The 16,609-nt window shown below is 58.6% G+C and carries 18 protein-coding genes and 1 other RNA gene; 10 read left to right on the forward strand and 9 right to left on the reverse strand.

The genetic code is table 11. The features are described 5' to 3' along the window. Nucleotides 1-10: 10 nt before the first annotated feature. A complete protein-coding gene (locus ACR3XE_RS04570; RefSeq protein WP_473698788.1) occupies nucleotides 11-466 on the reverse strand; it encodes a GatB/YqeY domain-containing protein in 456 nt (151 codons plus the stop codon). 129 nt (nucleotides 467-595) lie between these two features. Here ACR3XE_RS04570 and carA point away from each other — a divergent pair, with 129 nt between their 5' ends. The 5 genes from carA to ACR3XE_RS04595 all read left to right on the forward strand — a co-directional run bounded on the left by carA (nucleotide 596) and on the right by ACR3XE_RS04595 (nucleotide 6,674). Beyond that, nucleotides 596-1,843: a glutamine-hydrolyzing carbamoyl-phosphate synthase small subunit gene (gene carA, locus ACR3XE_RS04575; protein WP_473698787.1), complete on the forward strand. Its 1,248-nt coding sequence runs from the start codon at nucleotides 596-598 to the stop codon at nucleotides 1,841-1,843. Beyond that, on the forward strand, nucleotides 1,840-2,136 hold the full coding sequence (locus ACR3XE_RS04580; protein WP_473698786.1) for a hypothetical protein: 297 nt from the start codon (nucleotides 1,840-1,842) through the stop codon (nucleotides 2,134-2,136). The genes carA and ACR3XE_RS04580 overlap by 4 nt, the downstream gene beginning before the upstream one ends. Continuing rightward, complete coding sequence (gene carB / locus ACR3XE_RS04585; protein WP_473698785.1) at nucleotides 2,136-5,456, forward strand: carbamoyl-phosphate synthase large subunit; 3,321 nt, start codon at nucleotides 2,136-2,138, stop codon at nucleotides 5,454-5,456. Before ACR3XE_RS04580 ends, carB begins: the two co-directional genes overlap by 1 nt. A 95-nt stretch (nucleotides 5,457-5,551) precedes the next feature. Beyond that, nucleotides 5,552-6,028 carry a transcription elongation factor GreA gene (greA, locus tag ACR3XE_RS04590; protein WP_473698784.1) on the forward strand — a complete coding sequence of 159 codons (477 nt, stop codon included), beginning with the start codon at nucleotides 5,552-5,554 and terminating at the stop codon, nucleotides 6,026-6,028. Nucleotides 6,029-6,041: 13 nt separating this feature from the next. Continuing rightward, nucleotides 6,042-6,674 carry a rhomboid family intramembrane serine protease gene (locus ACR3XE_RS04595; protein WP_473698783.1) on the forward strand — a complete coding sequence of 211 codons (633 nt, stop codon included), beginning with the start codon at nucleotides 6,042-6,044 and terminating at the stop codon, nucleotides 6,672-6,674. On the opposite strand, the gene ACR3XE_RS04600 is transcribed toward ACR3XE_RS04595, so the two are convergent. The 4 genes from ACR3XE_RS04600 to ACR3XE_RS04615 are packed head-to-tail and all read right to left on the reverse strand — an operon-like array spanning nucleotide 6,671 to nucleotide 9,353. Further along, entirely contained in the window at nucleotides 6,671-7,216 is a 546-nt protein-coding gene (locus ACR3XE_RS04600; protein ID WP_473698782.1) for an NUDIX hydrolase, read from the reverse strand. The two genes, ACR3XE_RS04595 and ACR3XE_RS04600, sit on opposite strands and share 4 nt — an antisense overlap. A gap of 9 nt (nucleotides 7,217-7,225) precedes the next feature. Then, on the reverse strand, nucleotides 7,226-7,915 hold the full coding sequence (locus ACR3XE_RS04605; RefSeq protein ID WP_473698781.1) for a TPM domain-containing protein: 690 nt from the start codon (nucleotides 7,913-7,915) through the stop codon (nucleotides 7,226-7,228). A 9-nt stretch (nucleotides 7,916-7,924) separates the two neighbouring features. Next, the gene (locus ACR3XE_RS04610; RefSeq protein WP_473698780.1) at nucleotides 7,925-8,746 is read right to left on the reverse strand and encodes a TPM domain-containing protein; all 822 of its coding nucleotides are present in this window, start codon (nucleotides 8,744-8,746) and stop codon (nucleotides 7,925-7,927) included. A 4-nt stretch (nucleotides 8,747-8,750) separates the two neighbouring features. Continuing rightward, nucleotides 8,751-9,353, reverse strand: a complete 603-nt coding sequence (locus ACR3XE_RS04615; protein ID WP_473698779.1) for a LemA family protein — start codon at nucleotides 9,351-9,353, stop codon at nucleotides 8,751-8,753. Nucleotides 9,354-9,470: 117 nt separating this feature from the next. Here ACR3XE_RS04615 and mscL point away from each other — a divergent pair, with 117 nt between their 5' ends. From mscL to ACR3XE_RS04630, 3 genes are all read left to right on the forward strand, one after another. Further along, nucleotides 9,471-9,896, forward strand: coding sequence for a large conductance mechanosensitive channel protein MscL (mscL, locus tag ACR3XE_RS04620; protein ID WP_473698778.1), 426 nt, complete (start codon nucleotides 9,471-9,473; stop codon nucleotides 9,894-9,896). A gap of 32 nt (nucleotides 9,897-9,928) precedes the next feature. Beyond that, nucleotides 9,929-10,284: a transfer-messenger RNA gene (ssrA, locus tag ACR3XE_RS04625) on the forward strand. A 227-nt stretch (nucleotides 10,285-10,511) separates the two neighbouring features. Continuing rightward, nucleotides 10,512-11,204, forward strand: coding sequence for a fumarylacetoacetate hydrolase family protein (locus tag ACR3XE_RS04630; RefSeq protein ID WP_473698777.1), 693 nt, complete (start codon nucleotides 10,512-10,514; stop codon nucleotides 11,202-11,204). Nucleotides 11,205-11,453: 249 nt separating this feature from the next. On the opposite strand, the gene ACR3XE_RS04635 is transcribed toward ACR3XE_RS04630, so the two are convergent. Beyond that, nucleotides 11,454-11,684, reverse strand: coding sequence for a helix-turn-helix transcriptional regulator (locus ACR3XE_RS04635; RefSeq protein WP_473698776.1), 231 nt, complete (start codon nucleotides 11,682-11,684; stop codon nucleotides 11,454-11,456). 486 nt (nucleotides 11,685-12,170) lie between these two features. On the opposite strand from ACR3XE_RS04635, the gene ACR3XE_RS04640 reads away from it, so the two are divergent. Beyond that, nucleotides 12,171-12,521, forward strand: a complete 351-nt coding sequence (locus ACR3XE_RS04640) for a tyrosine-type recombinase/integrase (protein ID WP_486185941.1) — start codon at nucleotides 12,171-12,173, stop codon at nucleotides 12,519-12,521. Nucleotides 12,522-12,817: 296 nt separating this feature from the next. Here ACR3XE_RS04640 and ACR3XE_RS04645 read toward each other — a convergent pair whose 3' ends face one another. The 3 genes from ACR3XE_RS04645 to ACR3XE_RS04655 all read right to left on the reverse strand — a co-directional run bounded on the left by ACR3XE_RS04645 (nucleotide 12,818) and on the right by ACR3XE_RS04655 (nucleotide 15,910). After that, the gene (locus tag ACR3XE_RS04645) at nucleotides 12,818-14,746 is read right to left on the reverse strand and encodes an FTR1 family protein (protein WP_473698774.1); all 1,929 of its coding nucleotides are present in this window, start codon (nucleotides 14,744-14,746) and stop codon (nucleotides 12,818-12,820) included. Nucleotides 14,747-15,339: 593 nt separating this feature from the next. After that, entirely contained in the window at nucleotides 15,340-15,615 is a 276-nt protein-coding gene (locus ACR3XE_RS04650) for a DUF5676 family membrane protein (protein WP_473698773.1), read from the reverse strand. A gap of 34 nt (nucleotides 15,616-15,649) precedes the next feature. Then, nucleotides 15,650-15,910, reverse strand: a complete 261-nt coding sequence (locus ACR3XE_RS04655) for a hypothetical protein (protein ID WP_473698772.1) — start codon at nucleotides 15,908-15,910, stop codon at nucleotides 15,650-15,652. A 238-nt stretch (nucleotides 15,911-16,148) separates the two neighbouring features. Between ACR3XE_RS04655 and ACR3XE_RS04660 the strand changes: the two genes are divergently transcribed. Then, nucleotides 16,149-16,601, forward strand: a complete 453-nt coding sequence (locus ACR3XE_RS04660) for a hypothetical protein (RefSeq protein ID WP_473698771.1) — start codon at nucleotides 16,149-16,151, stop codon at nucleotides 16,599-16,601. Nucleotides 16,602-16,609 lie beyond the last annotated feature (8 nt).

Raw genomic sequence — 16,609 nt, forward strand, 5'->3', positions numbered from 1 at the left:
AGCGCCATTGTTACACCGCCAAAGCCGCCTTAACCCATCCGCTCGCCTTGCTCATGTCGAGCTCGCTGCCGTGGCGTTCTTTCACCGCTGCCATCACGCGGCCCATATCTTTCAGGCTTGCCGCACCCAGTTCGGTGACAATCGCCGCAATCGCCGCTTGCGCGGCGGTTTCGTCGAGTTGTGCGGGCAGGAAATCTTCGATCACCGCGACTTCGGCGGCTTCGATGTCGGCCAGCTCTTGCCGTCCGCCCTGTTCGAACATGGCGATCGATTCGCGGCGTTGCTTGACCATTTTCTGCAAAACATCGGTGACCATGGCATCGTCGTCGGCGGGTGCGGTGCCCGTGCGCAGTTCGATATCGCGGTCTTTGACCTTCGCAAGCATCAACCGGATTGTGCCCAGCCGCGTCTTTTCGCCCGCCTTCATCGCGGCAACCTGCGCAGCCTTGATCTCATCGCGAATCATGCGTGTCCCCATATCTAATTTTGGAAAGAAACCTCTTTAGCTGCATCTTTCGACATTCGATAGATTGTGAATCACTTTTTTGCCGCTTACTTGGTCGTCCGTTTAGCCTCCTGAACGGAAAGCCCCGCCATGCCCGACAACCGCCCCCAAACCGCGCCCGCCGGAGCCACCGGCGTGCTCGTGCTGGCCGATGGAACCATCCTGTGGGGCCATGGCTATGGTGCGGTGGGCGCAGGGGTGGGAGAGGTTTGCTTCAACACCGCGATGACGGGGTATCAGGAAGTGCTGACCGACCCCAGCTATGCGGGGCAAATCATCACCTTCACCTTTCCGCACATCGGCAACGTCGGGACGAACAGCGAAGACGTCGAGCGCGACCGCCGCGCCGCCATCGGCTGTATCACCCGCGAGCTTCCCACCGCGCCCAGCAATTTCCGCAGCGAATGGACGCTCCCCGAATGGATGGAGGCGCAGGGCCTGATTGGTCTCGCCGGCATCGACACCCGCGCGCTCACCCGCCGCATCCGCGATGCGGGAGCCCCGAACGGCGTCGTCGCGCACAGCCCCGACGGCACATTCGACGTCGACATGCTGCTCGCGATGGCGCGCGGCTGGGCAGGGCTTGAAGGCATTGATCTGGCGAAGAACGTCAGCCGCGAGGCGCAAGGCGGCTGGGATGCGGGCGTGTGGACACTGGGTCAGGGGTATGCATCTCCCCTCCCGCAAGCGGGAGGGGCCGGGGGTGGGCCGACTTCAAAACCCGCATCTCAGGACGCGCCCACCGCTAACCCCTCCCGCCTGCGGGAGGGGAACAATGCCCCCCATGTCGTCGCCATCGACTATGGCGCAAAGGATAATATCTATCGCAGTCTCGTCCGTGCCGGTGCGCGCGTGACCGTGGTTCCCGCGACCGTGACGCTCGACGAAGTGCTCGCACTCAAACCGGCGGGCGTGTTCCTGTCGAACGGCCCCGGCGATCCGGCGGCGACCGGCGCCTATGCGGTGCCGGTGATCAGCGGCTTGCTCGACAAGGATATTCCGATCTTCGGCATCTGCCTTGGCCATCAGCTGCTCGCGATTGCGGCGGGGGCCAAGACGGTGAAAATGCATCAGGGCCATCGCGGCGCGAACCATCCGGTGCAACGCGGTGAGGATGGCGTGGTTGAAATCACCAGCATGAACCACGGCTTTTCGGTCGATGCGGCAACCCTGCCCAAAGGCGTCGTTGAAACGCATAAAAGCCTGTTCGACGGCAGCAACTGCGGCATCGCGATCAGCGGTAAAAACGCCTTCAGCGTCCAATATCACCCCGAAGCCAGCCCGGGGCCGCAGGATAGCTTTTATCTGTTCGAGAAGTTCGTGGGGGGATTGAAATGATAGTGCGGACGGTCGCATTGTCACTCCTGCCGCTTTTGGCGGCCTGCGCTGCCGGTCCTGCTATCACCACTGATGGAACGCCCAAGGAATTGCTAGACATTGCAACCCGTTGCGGTGTTTCCTCCGACTTCTTTATGTTCAAAGCTCCCAATCGACTTCGCCTTCAGCCGCATCCCGATGATAAGTACGAGAATGTGAGTTGCGCGATGGAAGGTTTGGGGCACTCGAAATACCGAAACATGGACCTTGGCTTCGTCGGCAACGAAATGCCTGCAAAAGAAGAACAGAAATAATGCCTAAAAGAATCGACATAAAATCCATCCTCGTCATCGGCGCTGGCCCCATCGTGATCGGCCAAGCGTGCGAGTTCGATTACTCGGGAACGCAGGCGATCAAGGCGCTCAAGGAGGAGGGCTATCGGATCGTCCTCGTCAATTCGAACCCCGCGACGATCATGACCGATCCCGAACTGGCCGACGCGACCTATGTCGAGCCGATCACGCCGGAGATCGTGGCGAAGATCATCGAGAAAGAGCGCCCCGATGCGGTGCTGCCGACGATGGGCGGGCAGACCGCGCTCAACACCGCGTTGGCTTTGTTCAACGACGGCACGCTGACCAAATATGGCGTCGAAATGATCGGGGCCGATGCCGAAGCCATCGACAAGGCCGAGGACCGGATCAAGTTCCGCGATGCGATGACCAAGATCGGGCTGGAAAGCGCGCGGTCGGGCATTGCCCACAGCCTTGAAGAGGCGCTCGCCGTGCTCGAACGCACCGGCTTGCCGTCGATCATCCGCCCCAGCTTTACGCTGGGCGGCACCGGCGGCGGCGTTGCCTATAACCGCGAGGAATTTGAACAGATCGTGCGCGGCGGGCTGATCGCTTCGCCGACCACCGAGGTGCTGATCGAGGAATCGCTGCTCGGCTGGAAAGAATATGAGATGGAGGTGGTGCGCGACGCCAAGGATAATTGCATCATCATCTGTTCGATTGAAAATGTCGATCCGATGGGCGTGCATACCGGCGACAGCATCACCGTCGCCCCCGCGCTGACCCTGACCGACAAGGAATATCAGATCATGCGCAACGCGAGCATCGCTTGCCTGCGCGAAATCGGCGTCGAAACCGGCGGTTCGAACGTGCAGTTCGCCGTGAACCCCAAGGACGGCCGCCTGATCGTCATTGAAATGAACCCGCGCGTGTCGCGCAGTTCGGCGCTGGCGTCGAAAGCCACCGGCTTTCCGATTGCCAAGGTCGCGGCCAAGCTCGCGGTCGGCTATACGCTCGACGAGATTATGAACGACATCACCGGGGTCACACCCGCGTCGTTCGAGCCGACAATTGACTATGTCGTCACCAAAATCCCGCGCTTTGCCTTTGAAAAGTTCAAGGGCGCCGAAGCGGTGCTGTCGACCGCGATGAAATCGGTTGGCGAAGTGATGGCGATTGGCCGCACTTTTGCCGAATCGATGCAAAAGGCGCTGCGCGGTCTGGAAACGGGGCTTAGCGGCTTTGATGTTGTCGAGCATCTGGTCGGCGCGAGCCATGACCAGATCAAAAGCGAGCTGGCCAAGGCAACTCCCGACCGGCTGCTGGTCGCGGCACAGGCGATGCGCGAGGGCGTGTCGCTGGCCGAAATCAACCGCATCGTCGGTTATGACATGTGGTTCCTCGACCGCATCGCCGAAATCATCGCTGCAGAGGCGGAAGTCATCGAAAACGGACTGCCGCGCGATGCGGTGGGGATGCGGCACCTGAAGTCCATGGGCTTTTCGGATGCGCATCTGGCGGGGCTGGCGCTGCAATCGGCGAATCTGCGTCCCGGCACGCGTCAGACGACGGCGCGAGGCAGCGGACTGGTCCATGATGCGGTCGTCGCGATGACCGGCGGCGTCACCGAAGCCGAGGTACGCGCGCTGCGCCACAGGCTGGGCGTGCGCCCCGTTTACAAAACCATCGACACTTGCGCCGCCGAATTTGCCGCGCAAACGCCCTATCTTTACTCGACCTATGAAGCGCCGACTTTTGGCGATCCCGAGTGCGAGGCCAACCCGTCGGATGCTAAAAAAATCGTCATCCTCGGCGGCGGACCGAACCGGATCGGGCAAGGGATCGAGTTCGATTATTGTTGTTGCCACGCCTGTTTCGCGCTCGCCGATGCGGGCTTTGAAACGATCATGATCAACTGCAACCCCGAAACTGTCAGCACCGATTATGATACGTCGGACCGGCTCTATTTCGAGCCGCTGACCGCCGAAGATGTGCTCGAAATCCTGACCGTCGAACAGTCAAAGGGCACGCTCGTCGGTGTGATTGTCCAGTTTGGCGGGCAAACCCCGCTCAAGCTCGCGCAGGCGCTGGAGAATGCGGGCATCCCGATTCTTGGCACCTCGCCCGATGCGATCGATCTGGCTGAGGACCGCGAACGCTTTGCCGCGCTCATCAACAAACTCGGCCTCAAACAGCCCGAAAACGGTATGGCGCGTAGCCGTGAAGAGGCGCTCGCAGTGGCGGCGCGCATCGGTTATCCGGTGCTCACCCGCCCCTCCTATGTGCTCGGCGGGCGCGCGATGGAAATCGTTGACGGCCCCGAACAGCTTGAAAACTACATCGAAACAGCGGTCAAAGTGTCGGGTTCATCGCCGGTGCTGATCGACCGTTATTTGCGCGACGCCATAGAGGTCGATGTCGATGCGCTGTGCGATGGTACAGATGTGGTCGTCGCGGGCGTGCTTCAGCATATCGAGGAAGCGGGGGTCCATTCGGGCGACAGCGCCTGTTCGATCCCGCCCTACAGCTTGTCGGCCGAGATCATTGCCGAAATCGAACGGCAAACTGACGCGCTGGCACGTGCGCTGTCGGTGCGCGGGTTGATGAACATCCAGTTCGCGGTCAAGGATGACGAGGTCTTCCTGATCGAGGTCAATCCGCGCGCCAGCCGCACCGTCCCCTTTGTCGCCAAAGCCGTGGGCTCTCCGATCGCCAAGATTGCGGCGCGGGTCATGGCGGGTGAGAAACTGGCCGACCTGCCCAAAATCAACCGCGACATCGCGCATGTTGCGGTCAAAGAGGCGGTGTTCCCCTTTGCGCGCTTCCCCGGCACCGATCCGGTGCTCAGCCCCGAAATGAAATCGACGGGCGAAGTGATGGGGATTGATGCCGACTTCAACCTCGCCTTTGCCAAGGCGCAGTTGGGGGCGGGCGACCGTTTGCCGACCGATGGACGGCTGTTCGTGTCGGTCAAGGATAGCGACAAGCCGCGAATCATCGATTCGGTGCGTCAGTTGGTGGCTTGGGGCTGGCACGTTGTGGCGACCGGCGGGACCGCAGATTATCTGATCGATCAGGGCATCGAAGTCGAACGGGTCAACAAGGTTGCGCAGGGCCGTCCGCATATTGTCGATCGCATCAAGGATGGCGATATCCAGTTGATTTTCAACACAACTGAGGGCTGGCAAAGCCTACAGGATTCGCAATCCATCCGCGCTTCGGCACTCGCCGCCGACATTGCCTATTACACCACGGCGACGGGCAGTGCGGCGGCAACACAGGCGATTGGAGCGCTGCGTGCGCGCAGTCTTGAAGTAAAGCCGCTTCAAGACTATTATTAAAGGATCGCCCCACCCCCCCGACATTAACGGACTGCGGCGCAGCCGCTCAGCGAAGTTTCGCTGACAGATTAATATTGACGAAGGAAGAGTAAGACATGGCGAGCGTTGAAAAGGTGCCGATGCTAGCAGAAGGCTATGAAAAGCTGACCGCACAATTGGCCGCGTTCAAAGTAGAGCGTCCGACTATCGTCGAAGCGATCGAGGTCGCTCGGGCGCATGGCGATCTGTCGGAAAATGCCGAATATCATGCTGCCAAGGAACGTCAGGGCCAAGTTGAGGCCTCGATTGGCGACCTAGAAGACAAATTGTCGCGGGCACAGATCATCGACCCGACAACGCTGTCGGGCGACCGTATCGTCTTTGGCGCAACCGTCACCTTGCTCGACGAAGACGACAAGCCGGTGAAATATCAGATTGTCGGTCTGGCCGAGGCTGACGCCCGCGTCGGACGGATCAGCTATAACAGCCCGCTCGGTCGCGCGCTGATCGGGCGCCGTGTCGATGACGAGATCGAAGTCACCGTGCCGTCGGGCGACAAATATTATGTCGTCCAAAAGATCGAGTTCATTTGACCGGTAAGCAGCGATGAACACGCCGCAAGCACCGCTGACGACCGGTTATGCGCTGGCGTGCGTTGCAGTGTTCGTCGTGTTGCTGATTACCGGGCTGGACCAGCAAGTCTGGATTGCGGGCGGGTTCATTCCGGCGCGCTTTGGGACCGGCCTCATTGTGCCGCCGGGGACGCTTGTTCCTGCCATCCTGACTCCGATCACCGCCGCTTTCTTGCACGGCAGCGTGCTTCACCTTGGTTTCAACATGGTGGTGTTGCTGTTCCTCGGTCGACAGCTCGAAGAACCGCTGGGCAAGGCCGCAATGGCGGTTTTGCTGGTCGTGGGTGCCTATGCGGGTGCCTTTGCCCAATGGGCTGCCGATCCCGGTTCGATGGTGGTGATGATCGGTGCCAGCGGCGCGATTTCGGCGGTCATCGCGGTGTTCGCGCTGATCTTTAACCGCAATAAGGTCAAGGATATCGGCCCCATTCCCGGCGTTTGGGTGCGCGCGCTCTGGCTCGCGGCGGCGTGGATTGGTGTTCAGTTGCTGATGGGTTTTGCCGGTGGCGATTTCGCCAATATCGCGATCTGGGCGCATATCGGCGGCTTTGTCGCGGGATTGCTCCTTGCCCGCCCGTTGCTGCTCTGGCGGTTCAAGGGGCGCTAAGCGTCGAGGATCAGCTTCGTCAGCAGCATCGTTACACGGACATCAACCGCGCAGCCATTGTTGCGTTTCGCAGTAACAAAATCGGCAATGCCGCTCAACGGAACGCGGTGAACGATGATGTCCTCGCCAGAAACCCCGCCACCCTCGCCAACTTTGGTCAGTTCGCTGGCGCGCAGCAAAGTGAAGCTTTCGCTGACCATGCCGGGTGAACTGAAAAATTCGCCAATGGTGGTCCATTGGGTAGCGCGATAGCCGGTTTCTTCCTCCAACTCGCGTGCGCCCGCGACCTCGGACGTTTCCCCTGCTTCTTCATCGCCGACCAGTCCAGCGGGCAGTTCAAGGCAGTTGCGTTGCAGCGGAACGCGATATTGTTCCACCAATATGACGTGGCGACCGTCGGGTGCATCATCGATGGCCAATATTACCGCCGCATGGATGCCGCGCGATCGCGACACATATTCCCAATTGCCCTGCTGCTTGACCGTAATGAAACGGCCCTCCCATCGCGTTTCAATAGGGGTGTCGGGCGCGCGGCGGCTCATGCGTGGCGCTCAAAGCTCGATCAGGCGGTCGGGCAGTTCGTTGGGATTGTCGACGCTTTTGGGGAAATGTTCGGCGAGCACGATGCCTATTTGTCGCACCGCCTCTGCCATGCCTTCGCCCGGCTCGCCGGCGCGGACCCGCTCGACCAGCGCCAGCATCGCATCGCCCCAAACCTCGGGCGCGACCTTGGCCGCAATGGCTTCGTCGGCGACAATGTCGGCGCGATGTTCTTTCAGGCTGAGGAACAACAAGATGCCGGTGCGCCCCATGGTGCGCGATTCGGTTCCGACCTTGAACAGGTCGACCGCGCGTGCGCGCACCCGCTGCGCCTTGATCGCATCGGGCGTCAGCCACAGCCGCAACGGCCGCCACAACAGGATCAACCAGACGCCGATCCATTTCAGGACGCCGAGGCCGATGACGATCCCCAACCATTGATTGGCGGTCAGGTCATGGTTCCAGCCGCCTATCAACAGGTCATAAAGACCACGGAAAAAGTCGGGGAACAGCGCCACAACCGACATGGCGACAAAGGCGATGACACTGGCCCAAACCAGCGCAATGTCGCCATAATCGTCCGACAAATTGGTGACGATGGTGACAATCTCGCCGTTGCTGTGCTGTTCGGCGGCCGAAACCGCGCTACTGACGATCTGGTGATCGGCCTCGCTGACATGGCTGATTTTGCGAATGGACATATCCGTCTCCTACCAGCCGCCTGAAGCGCCGCCGCCCCCGAAGGAGCCTCCGCCGCCCGAAAAGCCGCCGCCTCCGCCCCAGCTTGAACCGCCGCCGCCACTACCCCAACTCGACCCGCCACCCGAGCCCCAGCTGTCGCCGCTGCCCCAGATGATGATGGGTGCGCCCCAGGGTTGGTGCCGCCGATGGCGTCGTCCGCGCCGGCTGAGCATTGGGATGATGAAAAAGAAAAGTATAATGAAACCGACGAAGAACAGGCCGCCGACATTGCCGCCTTTGTTACGCTGCGTCTCTGCCGTCTGAGCCTGCTGGGCGCGTAACGCAGCTTCTTCTGGCGGCAGCTGGATTTGTTCGGCAATTGCATCGACCCCCGCCTGAATGCCGCCGGGATAATTGCCCGCCTTGAACTTCGGGGTCACGTCATTGCGAATGATCCGGCCCGACAAGGCATCGGTCAAAATCGGTTCCAGCCCATAGCCGACTTGGATTGTCATCCGGCGTTCGTTGGGTGCGATCAGAAAGACGATGCCGTCATTGGCATCCTTGCCTCCAATTCCCCAGGCGCGGCCAAGTTTGAACCCATATTCGCCGATTTCATTGCCTTGCAGGTCACTGACCGTCGCGACGACGACTTGATGGCCGGTCGCACTTTCCAGTTGGCTAAGCTGTGCGGTAAGCGCCGTTTCTTCGGCGGCCGGTATGATATTGGCCTGATCGACGACGCGCCCCGTCAGCTTGGGGAAATCCTGCGCGAGGGCAGGGGCCGACAGGGTTATCGCCGCCGCCAGAAAGGCGGGGGCGATCAGGCGGTAAAGGGTGGACAAACCCATTATCCTATGTCCCGAAATCAACCTTGGGTGCGGTGTCGGCGTTGGGGCTGACGGCCTGATAAGGGGTCATTGGCTTGGCACCATGGACGATTTTGGCCCCGATGATGTCGGGGAAGGTGCGGATGGTGGTGTTATAGTCCTGCACCGCCTTGTTATAATCCTGAATTGTGACGTTGATCCGGTTCTCCGTGCCTTCCAGCTGGGTCATCAGGTCGGCAAAGCGGCCCTGACTCTTCAGGTCGGGATAGGCTTCGACGGTGGCCAGCAAACGGCTGAGGCTGCTCGACACATTGCCCTGCGCGGTGCGAAAGGCCTCTGCCTTGGCGGGGTCGGACAGGTCATCGGCGCTGACCCTGACCTGTGTTGCCGATGCACGCGCCTGCACCACGGCTTCCAGCGTCGATTTTTCGATTCCGGCTGCACCCTTGGCGGTGTTGACCAGATTGGGGATCAAATCGGCGCGGCGCTGATAGCTGGCCTGCACATTGGCCCATTTGGCCTTGGCATTTTCCTCGGCGGTCGGGACGCTGTTGATACCACAAGCTGACAGCGTCATGGCGGCGGCGGGGATGATCATCCAGCGGGCAGAACGATAGGTCATGGTCATAAGGCTCCCTCGGGCGGCGTTTTGCCGCAACAAGACACCTAGATAGGTTGTTGCTTGCTTTTACGCAATCACTGCGGCACCGTTTCGATGAAATCAGCTGTAATCAGGGAGATGAATATGTTGGGTGAGTTCAAGGAATTTATCGCCAAGGGCAATGTGATGGACCTTGCGGTTGGTGTCATCATCGGCGGCGCCTTTGCAACGATTACCGGCTCGCTCACCGCAGATGTCATCATGCCTTTTGTCGGCTGGATTTTCGGCGGGGTGGATTTTTCCGGTCAGTTCATACTGCTCGGGGCCGTTCCCGACGGCATCGCCGCGACCGACTATGCCGCGCTCAAAGAGGCAGGCGTGGCGATGATTGGCTATGGCGCTTTCCTGACCGCCGTCATCAACTTCATCATTCTGGCCTTTGTCATTTTCCTGCTGGTGCGTTGGGTGAACCGGACCATGAAAAAGGCCGAAGAGGCCCCGCCCGCTGGACCAAGTGAGGTCGATCTGCTCACCGAAATCCGCGACGAATTGCGCAAGAAATCAAAATAATCTCAGCCATTTAATGACGTTCGCACGTCCGCACTCTTTCCAAGCGCGGGCGGGCGTCCTATATAGGGGATGTCGGTTTCGACCGACTATGGTGATAAATGGTGTCGTGGAATAGACACAGCGGACCCGGGGGCAGTACCCGGCGGCTCCACCACAATCCCGCCGATCCATTCGGCAAAGCGGGGTTCTGACGGGGCCGAACCAGGATCGACGTGTGTTCAAAGACGATATTTTTGCCCGGGCTGAGTAACCCGTTCAAGGCTCAAAACCAATAGGTGCTAACGATAACGAAGCACTCGCTCTGGCTGCCTAACCGTTAGGCCTCACGGCCGAAAGTTAGACAAATAGAACGCGGTTCGGACCGAACCGGGCAACAGAATCGGAAACCAGCGGCTGGGGACGAGCCGGGCAACAGAATCGTCCCACCTTCTTCCTAAATCACTGTTCATCGGAAATTCGCCATGCCCGCGCATGTCGCGTGTCGGCGTGACCTCGTCCTACGCTCCCCCTTCAGATAAGGTGTCAAATTAGCCCTATGGATTTGAATCCTGTTTTGGTGGCATAGGCCTCAGGCGAACCCCTCGGCAAATCAAGAAAATGTCTGGAAAAATGCAGATGGAACGCCAATTCATCATTCCCCCTTGCGACCAGCCTTCGGTCGGAGTCATCGGTACCGACAAGCGGTTTGCCGTTCGCCGCATTTATTGTGTGGGCCAGAATTACGCAGAGCATTCGCGCGAAATGGGGGGCGATCCCGATAAGGAGCAGCCCTTTTTCTTTTCAAAACCCGCAGATACCATTGTGCCGGACGGGCGCGATGTTCCCTACCCGCCGCAAACGCACAACCTGCATCACGAAATCGAACTTGTGGTCGCCATCGCAAAGGGCGGGAGCGACATCCCCTTTTCCGCCGCCGCAGATCATATTTTTGGCTATGCCGTGGGGGTCGATCTCACACGGCGGGACATGCAATCCGAAGCCAAGAAAAAAGGCCGCCCTTGGGATCTGGCAAAGGGATTTGATGCAAGCGCACCGATAGGCAAGATCAATCCTGTGTCGGCCATCGGGCATCCGCAGCATGGGCGGATATGGTTGTCAGTGCAAAAGGACATTCGACAAGATGGCGACCTTGACCAGATGATATGGTCGCCGCCGCAGATCATATCGCTCTTGTCGCAATCAATCGCCCTCAGCCCCGGCGACCTTATTTTTACAGGGACGCCCGCAGGCGTTGGCGCCCTCGAACGCAACGATCAAATTGCAGGTGGTATCGATGGAATTGGCGACCTATCGGTCCATATAACATAGCACCGAACGCCGATGGCGCGATATTCGAGGTGCCCGAACGGGTGCTTGAAGACCCCCAATTGCAACTGGTGCGACTGTCGTCCTCTAGATTCGGCTGGAACTATCTGATTTACTGTTGTTAATTCTAACAGCTGTTTTTGTGGCCCCACCGTGGCCCCAGAATTTTTTCTCGGAATCGGTTCGAGTCCTCACCGCTTTATGGCACGAAATTTGCTGTGTAGTTTCGGGCAGAAATGGTTTGTCGGAGACTCACTCCAGGCAGGGCAAGCCGCGGGGAAGGTTGTCGACTGTGAAGGTGTGAGGGTCGATGAGCCAGGCAGTGACCTCGGACTCGCGCCAGGCGCAGCAGCGTTCGGAGATCTTGACCTGCGGCGGAAAGGTTCCGGCCTGGATCTTCCGGTAGAGCGTTGCGCGACTAAGCCCGGTGCGATCGAGCACAGTGTTAATCCGCAGGAAGCGATCGGGTGGATTAGATTTCATGGTTATGTCCTTCATTGACTGACGTTGCGTGGTGCTCCCTGCGATGAAGGTTGAAGGGGCAGGCCCCTGCGTCAAGCCATTGAGACTGTTCCATGCAGTGAGGTGCGTAGTGGCGCGTTGCGGCGCGTTAAGAACGTATCCTCGGGGAAACCAGCTTAGGCGCAAACGTAGACTGTTCGAGACAGTCGATGGCCAAACACCGTGTGATCGTCGCCCGAGTCGATGATGATCCTCGCGCTTCTGGTGGAGCGCAAGCGGACCCCGTTGGCGCGGCGGCGTGTCGCGGCTGATCTGGGGGTTGGCCTATCGACGCTAGGCAAGTGGGTATCGCAATATCGACCCTCTGATCAGGTAGCCACGCTAGCTAAGCAGATTTGGCCCGCGAAATTGAACGGCTTCGCATAGAGAACCGTAGCCTTAGCCTTCTACTTCGCGTTGGAGACCGCGAAGCAAAAGGGCGAAATTCTCTCATAGCGCTGGTCGGATGTGCATTTCGAGGACCGCTATGCCCATCTCGACATCACTCAAAACGGAGAGGGGAGGGCTGTGCCACTCTCAAAGGCTGCATCGTCACTTCTAAAAAGGATAAAAGACCGACAAGCTGACAAGCCGGATATTCCTGTACAGGCTGGACATTTCGGACAAATGTTCCTGAAGGCTAAGCGCGCTGCGGGATTGGATCACATCCATTTTCATGACAACCGCAGGGAAGTCGCCATGACTATGGCGCCGAAACTATCAAATGTTTTGGAACTAGCCGCGATAACCGGACTTAAGTCCTTGTCGATGTTGCAGATCTACTACAAGTCGAAGGCGACCGATCTCGCTGCGCGATAGTACGCTTTGCCTCACATCAGGGAGACCATGGCATCGATGTTAGTTATATGAGAGAACCGGTCTTGGTAGCGGGCAGTCGGCGACCTCTTCCGCATAATATTGGCCATGCCGGGTTCCCGCCGAAAGCGTGATAGTCAAGAGGAGCCACGGATCAAGTCGGAGCAAAAGACTGAACTTTGGAAGCGCTGTAGAGCGGATGAGGGTGTTCGTCGACGGCTCATCCTCCGGGCAACACGTCGGCACTGTACCACCAAAGCCTTGATCGGGATCGTGTTGGGTCAAAGCAAATGCGAGCCTTAGTTGAGGCCCTTTGCTCCTGTGCTTATGTGTATCTTGCGCCGTCGATTGAGTGCAAAGCCAACGAGGATCGCGGTCAGTGTCAGCATCTGTGCGCCGAGGGACTGAACCGTCGGAAATACGCCGATCATCGACAGGCGTGGCGCGCCTGTGAGCGGCATGATGTCGATCATCCCGGCTTCCTGCAATGCGGCGACGCCCTTTCCGATCAGAACCACCGTGAGCGCGGCCATCAACCAGGAGCTGTATCTGAAGAAAGTCGCAATAGGCAATTTTCGGCTATAGCGGAGCATAACCCATGCAATCGCACCGAGAAGGAGCGCCGCCGTTCCGGCTCCCGCCAACATTGCCGCGCCGCTCCCTTGCGCCCAGAGCGCGGCATAGAAAAGGATCGTCTCAAACACTTCGCGGTAGACCACGACGAAAGCGAGACCGAACAGGAACCAGCCGGACCTTTTGTTAAGGGCATGAGACAGCTTCTCGTGAATATAGCGCTGCCACTCGCCGGCCTGTGATTTTCCGTGCATCCAGATGCCGACCGACAGCAGGACGATGGCGGCGATGATCGATCCGAACCCTTCGGTCAGTTCCCGGCTCGCGCCGCTGATGCCGATCGCATAGGTCGCCACGACCCAGGTTACGCCGCCAGCGATCAGGGCACCCGCCCAGCCAGCATGGACATATCGCAGCGTGTTACGCCGTTCGGCTTTGTCGAGGAAGGCAATCATCGCGACAACAATCAGCAATGCCTCCAGTCCTTCGCGCAGCAAAACTGTAAAGGCCCCAATGAAGGTGGTCGTGCCGCTTGTCGCATCCGAGGACAGCGCTTGATCGGCATCGTCGAACAGCGCGTTCAATACCGCGACCTGGGTAGCGATCATATCGACGGATGCGCCTTGGTCGATCGCGGCGCGATATTCGCCCATATTGCGTTCGATATGGCGTAACAGTGTGGCGTCGCGCGCACCCAGAACCGGTTCGATCGGTTCAAAACCGTCAAGATAGGCCGCAAGCGCGAGCGTCTTGGCCCCGTCCCGATCGCCCGAGCGGTAAGCCTGCAGACTTTGCGTCAGCTTTGATCGGGAAAGGTCCAGAGACGTCGCCCTTCTCGCGGGCGCCATGACGATCTCTGGATGCCGCCGCAGATACGCCATGACTGCGTCTGCTTTGGCGGGCCCGATTGTCGCGGCAAGAATCTGCGGGGTCATTTCGACGAGCGCTTCGAGATCCGGAATCTGTTTGCGCACCGTCGGGCTCGAATTCCAGATTTCCTTGCCTTGCGGCGCTAAGCTCTTTGGAAATGCGAAGCTGCCAGACTTGAACGCCAGGTCCCAGCGGTCGGCGGCGGACAGCGAAGAAAAGCTCTGCATCGCGGTGCCGTCGATGCCATTGCTGATGACCTGCTGCAGTGCGAACAAGCTGCGTTGACGGGCCCGCTCGCGATCGGTGAATGCAACGGGTGGTGTTGCGAGTTTTGCGGCATCGGGTCCTTCGCCATTGCCAGACACGCCGTGACAACTGGCGCAATTCTGGACGAACAATTGCGTACCCTTGGCCATGTCGGGAGCAGATTTAGGAGCGAGGGGTACCGGATAGGCCTTGAGCAGATCGGCGGCGATCCGGTGCGCGAGCCTCGCCACGTCTTGCGGCGTGGCTTTGCCCGCAATGAGGGATTTCAGCTGCTTGGCATCAGCGACAAGGTGAGGGCGTCCGGGCTTGGCGGGTAGCGCGGCCAGCTTCTTGGCCACTGTACCGGAAAATTCGTTCATTTCCGCAAATTCGGTCGGGCTAATGACGCCGCCATCTTTGACCGCGCCAGCATAATCCACCGCGATATAGTCAAGCAGTTGCCATGCGGTTTGAACGTTGCCTGTCGCGGCCGAGGCAGGGAATGCTATCAGCAGAGCGGCGAGGAGTGCACTTAACATCGTCAGCAGTCCCTTTAGCGGTCGACGCTGTGCCGCTGCCCGGGAGGCATTGGGCGCTGTGGATTGGTGAGCGGACGCAGGGTTCACTGGCGTAGTCATGTCGCCGTTCTAAGCAATGTTTTGGCTTCAAGGTCAAGATATTTGCGACAAGTTCTCATTAGCAAGTGCGTAGTGCACTATCTAAGCAATCCCACTCTTGAGCGCTTGTCGAACCTTGGATCCGCAAGGCGGGGCGGTCGGAACCGCTTTGGCAAAGGTCCGCGAAGCGGATATTTGGATGAGGCGCACACGCCATCTGCATAAATGAATTCATGACAAGAATTCATCTGAACCACACTCATGAACTGCCACCGTCAATTTCGACGTGGCGACGGTTCATAGTGTTTGTGGATCGGGCCCGGTCCGCTAGGCAGACCGATCACTTCGATCGTAGATATTTGATGAACGCCGCAATCCCGAGTAACAGAAACGCGAGCACAACTATCCAGATGATACCCATGCCCGCGGACATATGCATTCCATTATTTATCATATTGTTCCTCCTTTGTTTGCCGTAGCGGAACGCCGCTGACTCATCGGACAGGTATAGATACTCAGGCTTGAGAATTCCGTCCGAAAAAGCGGTAGAGCGGCACCGCCAGCACGGCGATGTACCAGCCATAAAGAAAGCTCCCTACCGCCCCCGCAATAAAGCCGCTCAAGGTCAGCCATTCAAAGCCCGGCAGCAGCGGCGCCCATGCTTCATGCATATGGAATCCTGCGGGTGCGAGGAGGCCAAAAGCCACGCAGATGAGATAGCTTACCAGCAAAAAAATGCTCAAGGTCCATCCCCAGCGAATGACACTGGCTTTTATAGTTCGTTCGGTCATTTCGGCCTCCTGTTACTTCGAATTTTGGCGGTGATTATTGCGGCTTGTGATCCTTGTGCTCACCATCACTGGCTGCAGTATCTTTTTTGGCATGATCCATCTTGCTGTGGTCCATCATTTCGCAGACCATCTTTCCATCCTTGCCCTTCTTGCAGCACTTCATCATGCCGTCCTTCATCATGCCGTCCTTCATCATCTCACTTTTCGGCGCATCCTTGGCGACAGGCGCTTGAGCAAGGGCTGGTGTGGCTGTCAGCGCCAGGGCCCCTATCGCGATCAGTAAGTTTCTCATCATTCTTCTCCTTCAGAGACACGGGCGAACCGTGCCCACCGGGTTTGTTTATCGGGATTTCAGTTCAATCATTTGATCTAGCGCAAAGACGAGGTCTTTTAGCCGGGGCAGTGAGAACTATACGTGGTGCCATAATATTGGATAGAATATCGGTAGCACCGAGATATCTGACGGAAGAAATGCTGAGCCTTGCGACAATATCGGGCTCTATTTCACCATTCAAAATCAGGATTGGCGCTTCATGAAATTTGACAAACAGCCCGAGGTTCACATCGCCACATTCGGATTTTTTACGTCCTTCATTTGGGAAACCCTGCAAATGCCATTCTTCGATGTGGGGTCGGCAACCCACTGGGAGCGAACCTTGGGTTGCACCCGGGCAACATTTGGAGACGCTGGGATCTTGTTACTGGCCTACACGGTGGTTTCGATTTTGAAGCGGGACCGGCACTGGATACGGCGCCCCACTTACTGGATGATCGGAATCTATCTGCTGATCGGGCTTGGAATGACAATTATCCTCGAAGGAATAGCCACCACTGTGCCGCGCGATTGGGGATGGGTTTGGGGCTGGCGATATAGCGATCTCATGCCTCTTGTGCCCGGCACGAACATCGGCCTCGTTCCCATAATTATGTGGATATTCATTCCATTGATTACGCTGTGGTTCGCGCGGCGGCAGCCACACCTATAATCCCCGGA

The organism is Sphingopyxis sp. 10G20-10, from assembly GCF_057365075.1.

Coding starts and splice junctions, on each gene's coding strand:
- ACR3XE_RS04570 (WP_473698788.1), bottom strand. CDS start 466: ATGATTCGCGATGAGATCAAGGCTGCGCAGGTTGCCGCGATGAAGGCG.
- carA (WP_473698787.1), top strand. CDS start 596: ATGCCCGACAACCGCCCCCAAACCGCGCCCGCCGGAGCCACCGGCGTG.
- ACR3XE_RS04580 (WP_473698786.1), top strand. CDS start 1,840: ATGATAGTGCGGACGGTCGCATTGTCACTCCTGCCGCTTTTGGCGGCC.
- carB (WP_473698785.1), top strand. CDS start 2,136: ATGCCTAAAAGAATCGACATAAAATCCATCCTCGTCATCGGCGCTGGC.
- greA (WP_473698784.1), top strand. CDS start 5,552: ATGGCGAGCGTTGAAAAGGTGCCGATGCTAGCAGAAGGCTATGAAAAG.
- ACR3XE_RS04595 (WP_473698783.1), top strand. CDS start 6,042: ATGAACACGCCGCAAGCACCGCTGACGACCGGTTATGCGCTGGCGTGC.
- ACR3XE_RS04600 (WP_473698782.1), bottom strand. CDS start 7,216: ATGAGCCGCCGCGCGCCCGACACCCCTATTGAAACGCGATGGGAGGGC.
- ACR3XE_RS04605 (WP_473698781.1), bottom strand. CDS start 7,915: ATGTCCATTCGCAAAATCAGCCATGTCAGCGAGGCCGATCACCAGATC.
- ACR3XE_RS04610 (WP_473698780.1), bottom strand. CDS start 8,746: ATGGGTTTGTCCACCCTTTACCGCCTGATCGCCCCCGCCTTTCTGGCG.
- ACR3XE_RS04615 (WP_473698779.1), bottom strand. CDS start 9,353: ATGACCATGACCTATCGTTCTGCCCGCTGGATGATCATCCCCGCCGCC.
- mscL (WP_473698778.1), top strand. CDS start 9,471: ATGTTGGGTGAGTTCAAGGAATTTATCGCCAAGGGCAATGTGATGGAC.
- ACR3XE_RS04630 (WP_473698777.1), top strand. CDS start 10,512: ATGGAACGCCAATTCATCATTCCCCCTTGCGACCAGCCTTCGGTCGGA.
- ACR3XE_RS04635 (WP_473698776.1), bottom strand. CDS start 11,684: ATGAAATCTAATCCACCCGATCGCTTCCTGCGGATTAACACTGTGCTC.
- ACR3XE_RS04645 (WP_473698774.1), bottom strand. CDS start 14,746: ATGTTAAGTGCACTCCTCGCCGCTCTGCTGATAGCATTCCCTGCCTCG.
- ACR3XE_RS04650 (WP_473698773.1), bottom strand. CDS start 15,615: ATGACCGAACGAACTATAAAAGCCAGTGTCATTCGCTGGGGATGGACC.
- ACR3XE_RS04655 (WP_473698772.1), bottom strand. CDS start 15,910: ATGATGAGAAACTTACTGATCGCGATAGGGGCCCTGGCGCTGACAGCC.
- ACR3XE_RS04660 (WP_473698771.1), top strand. CDS start 16,149: ATGAAATTTGACAAACAGCCCGAGGTTCACATCGCCACATTCGGATTT.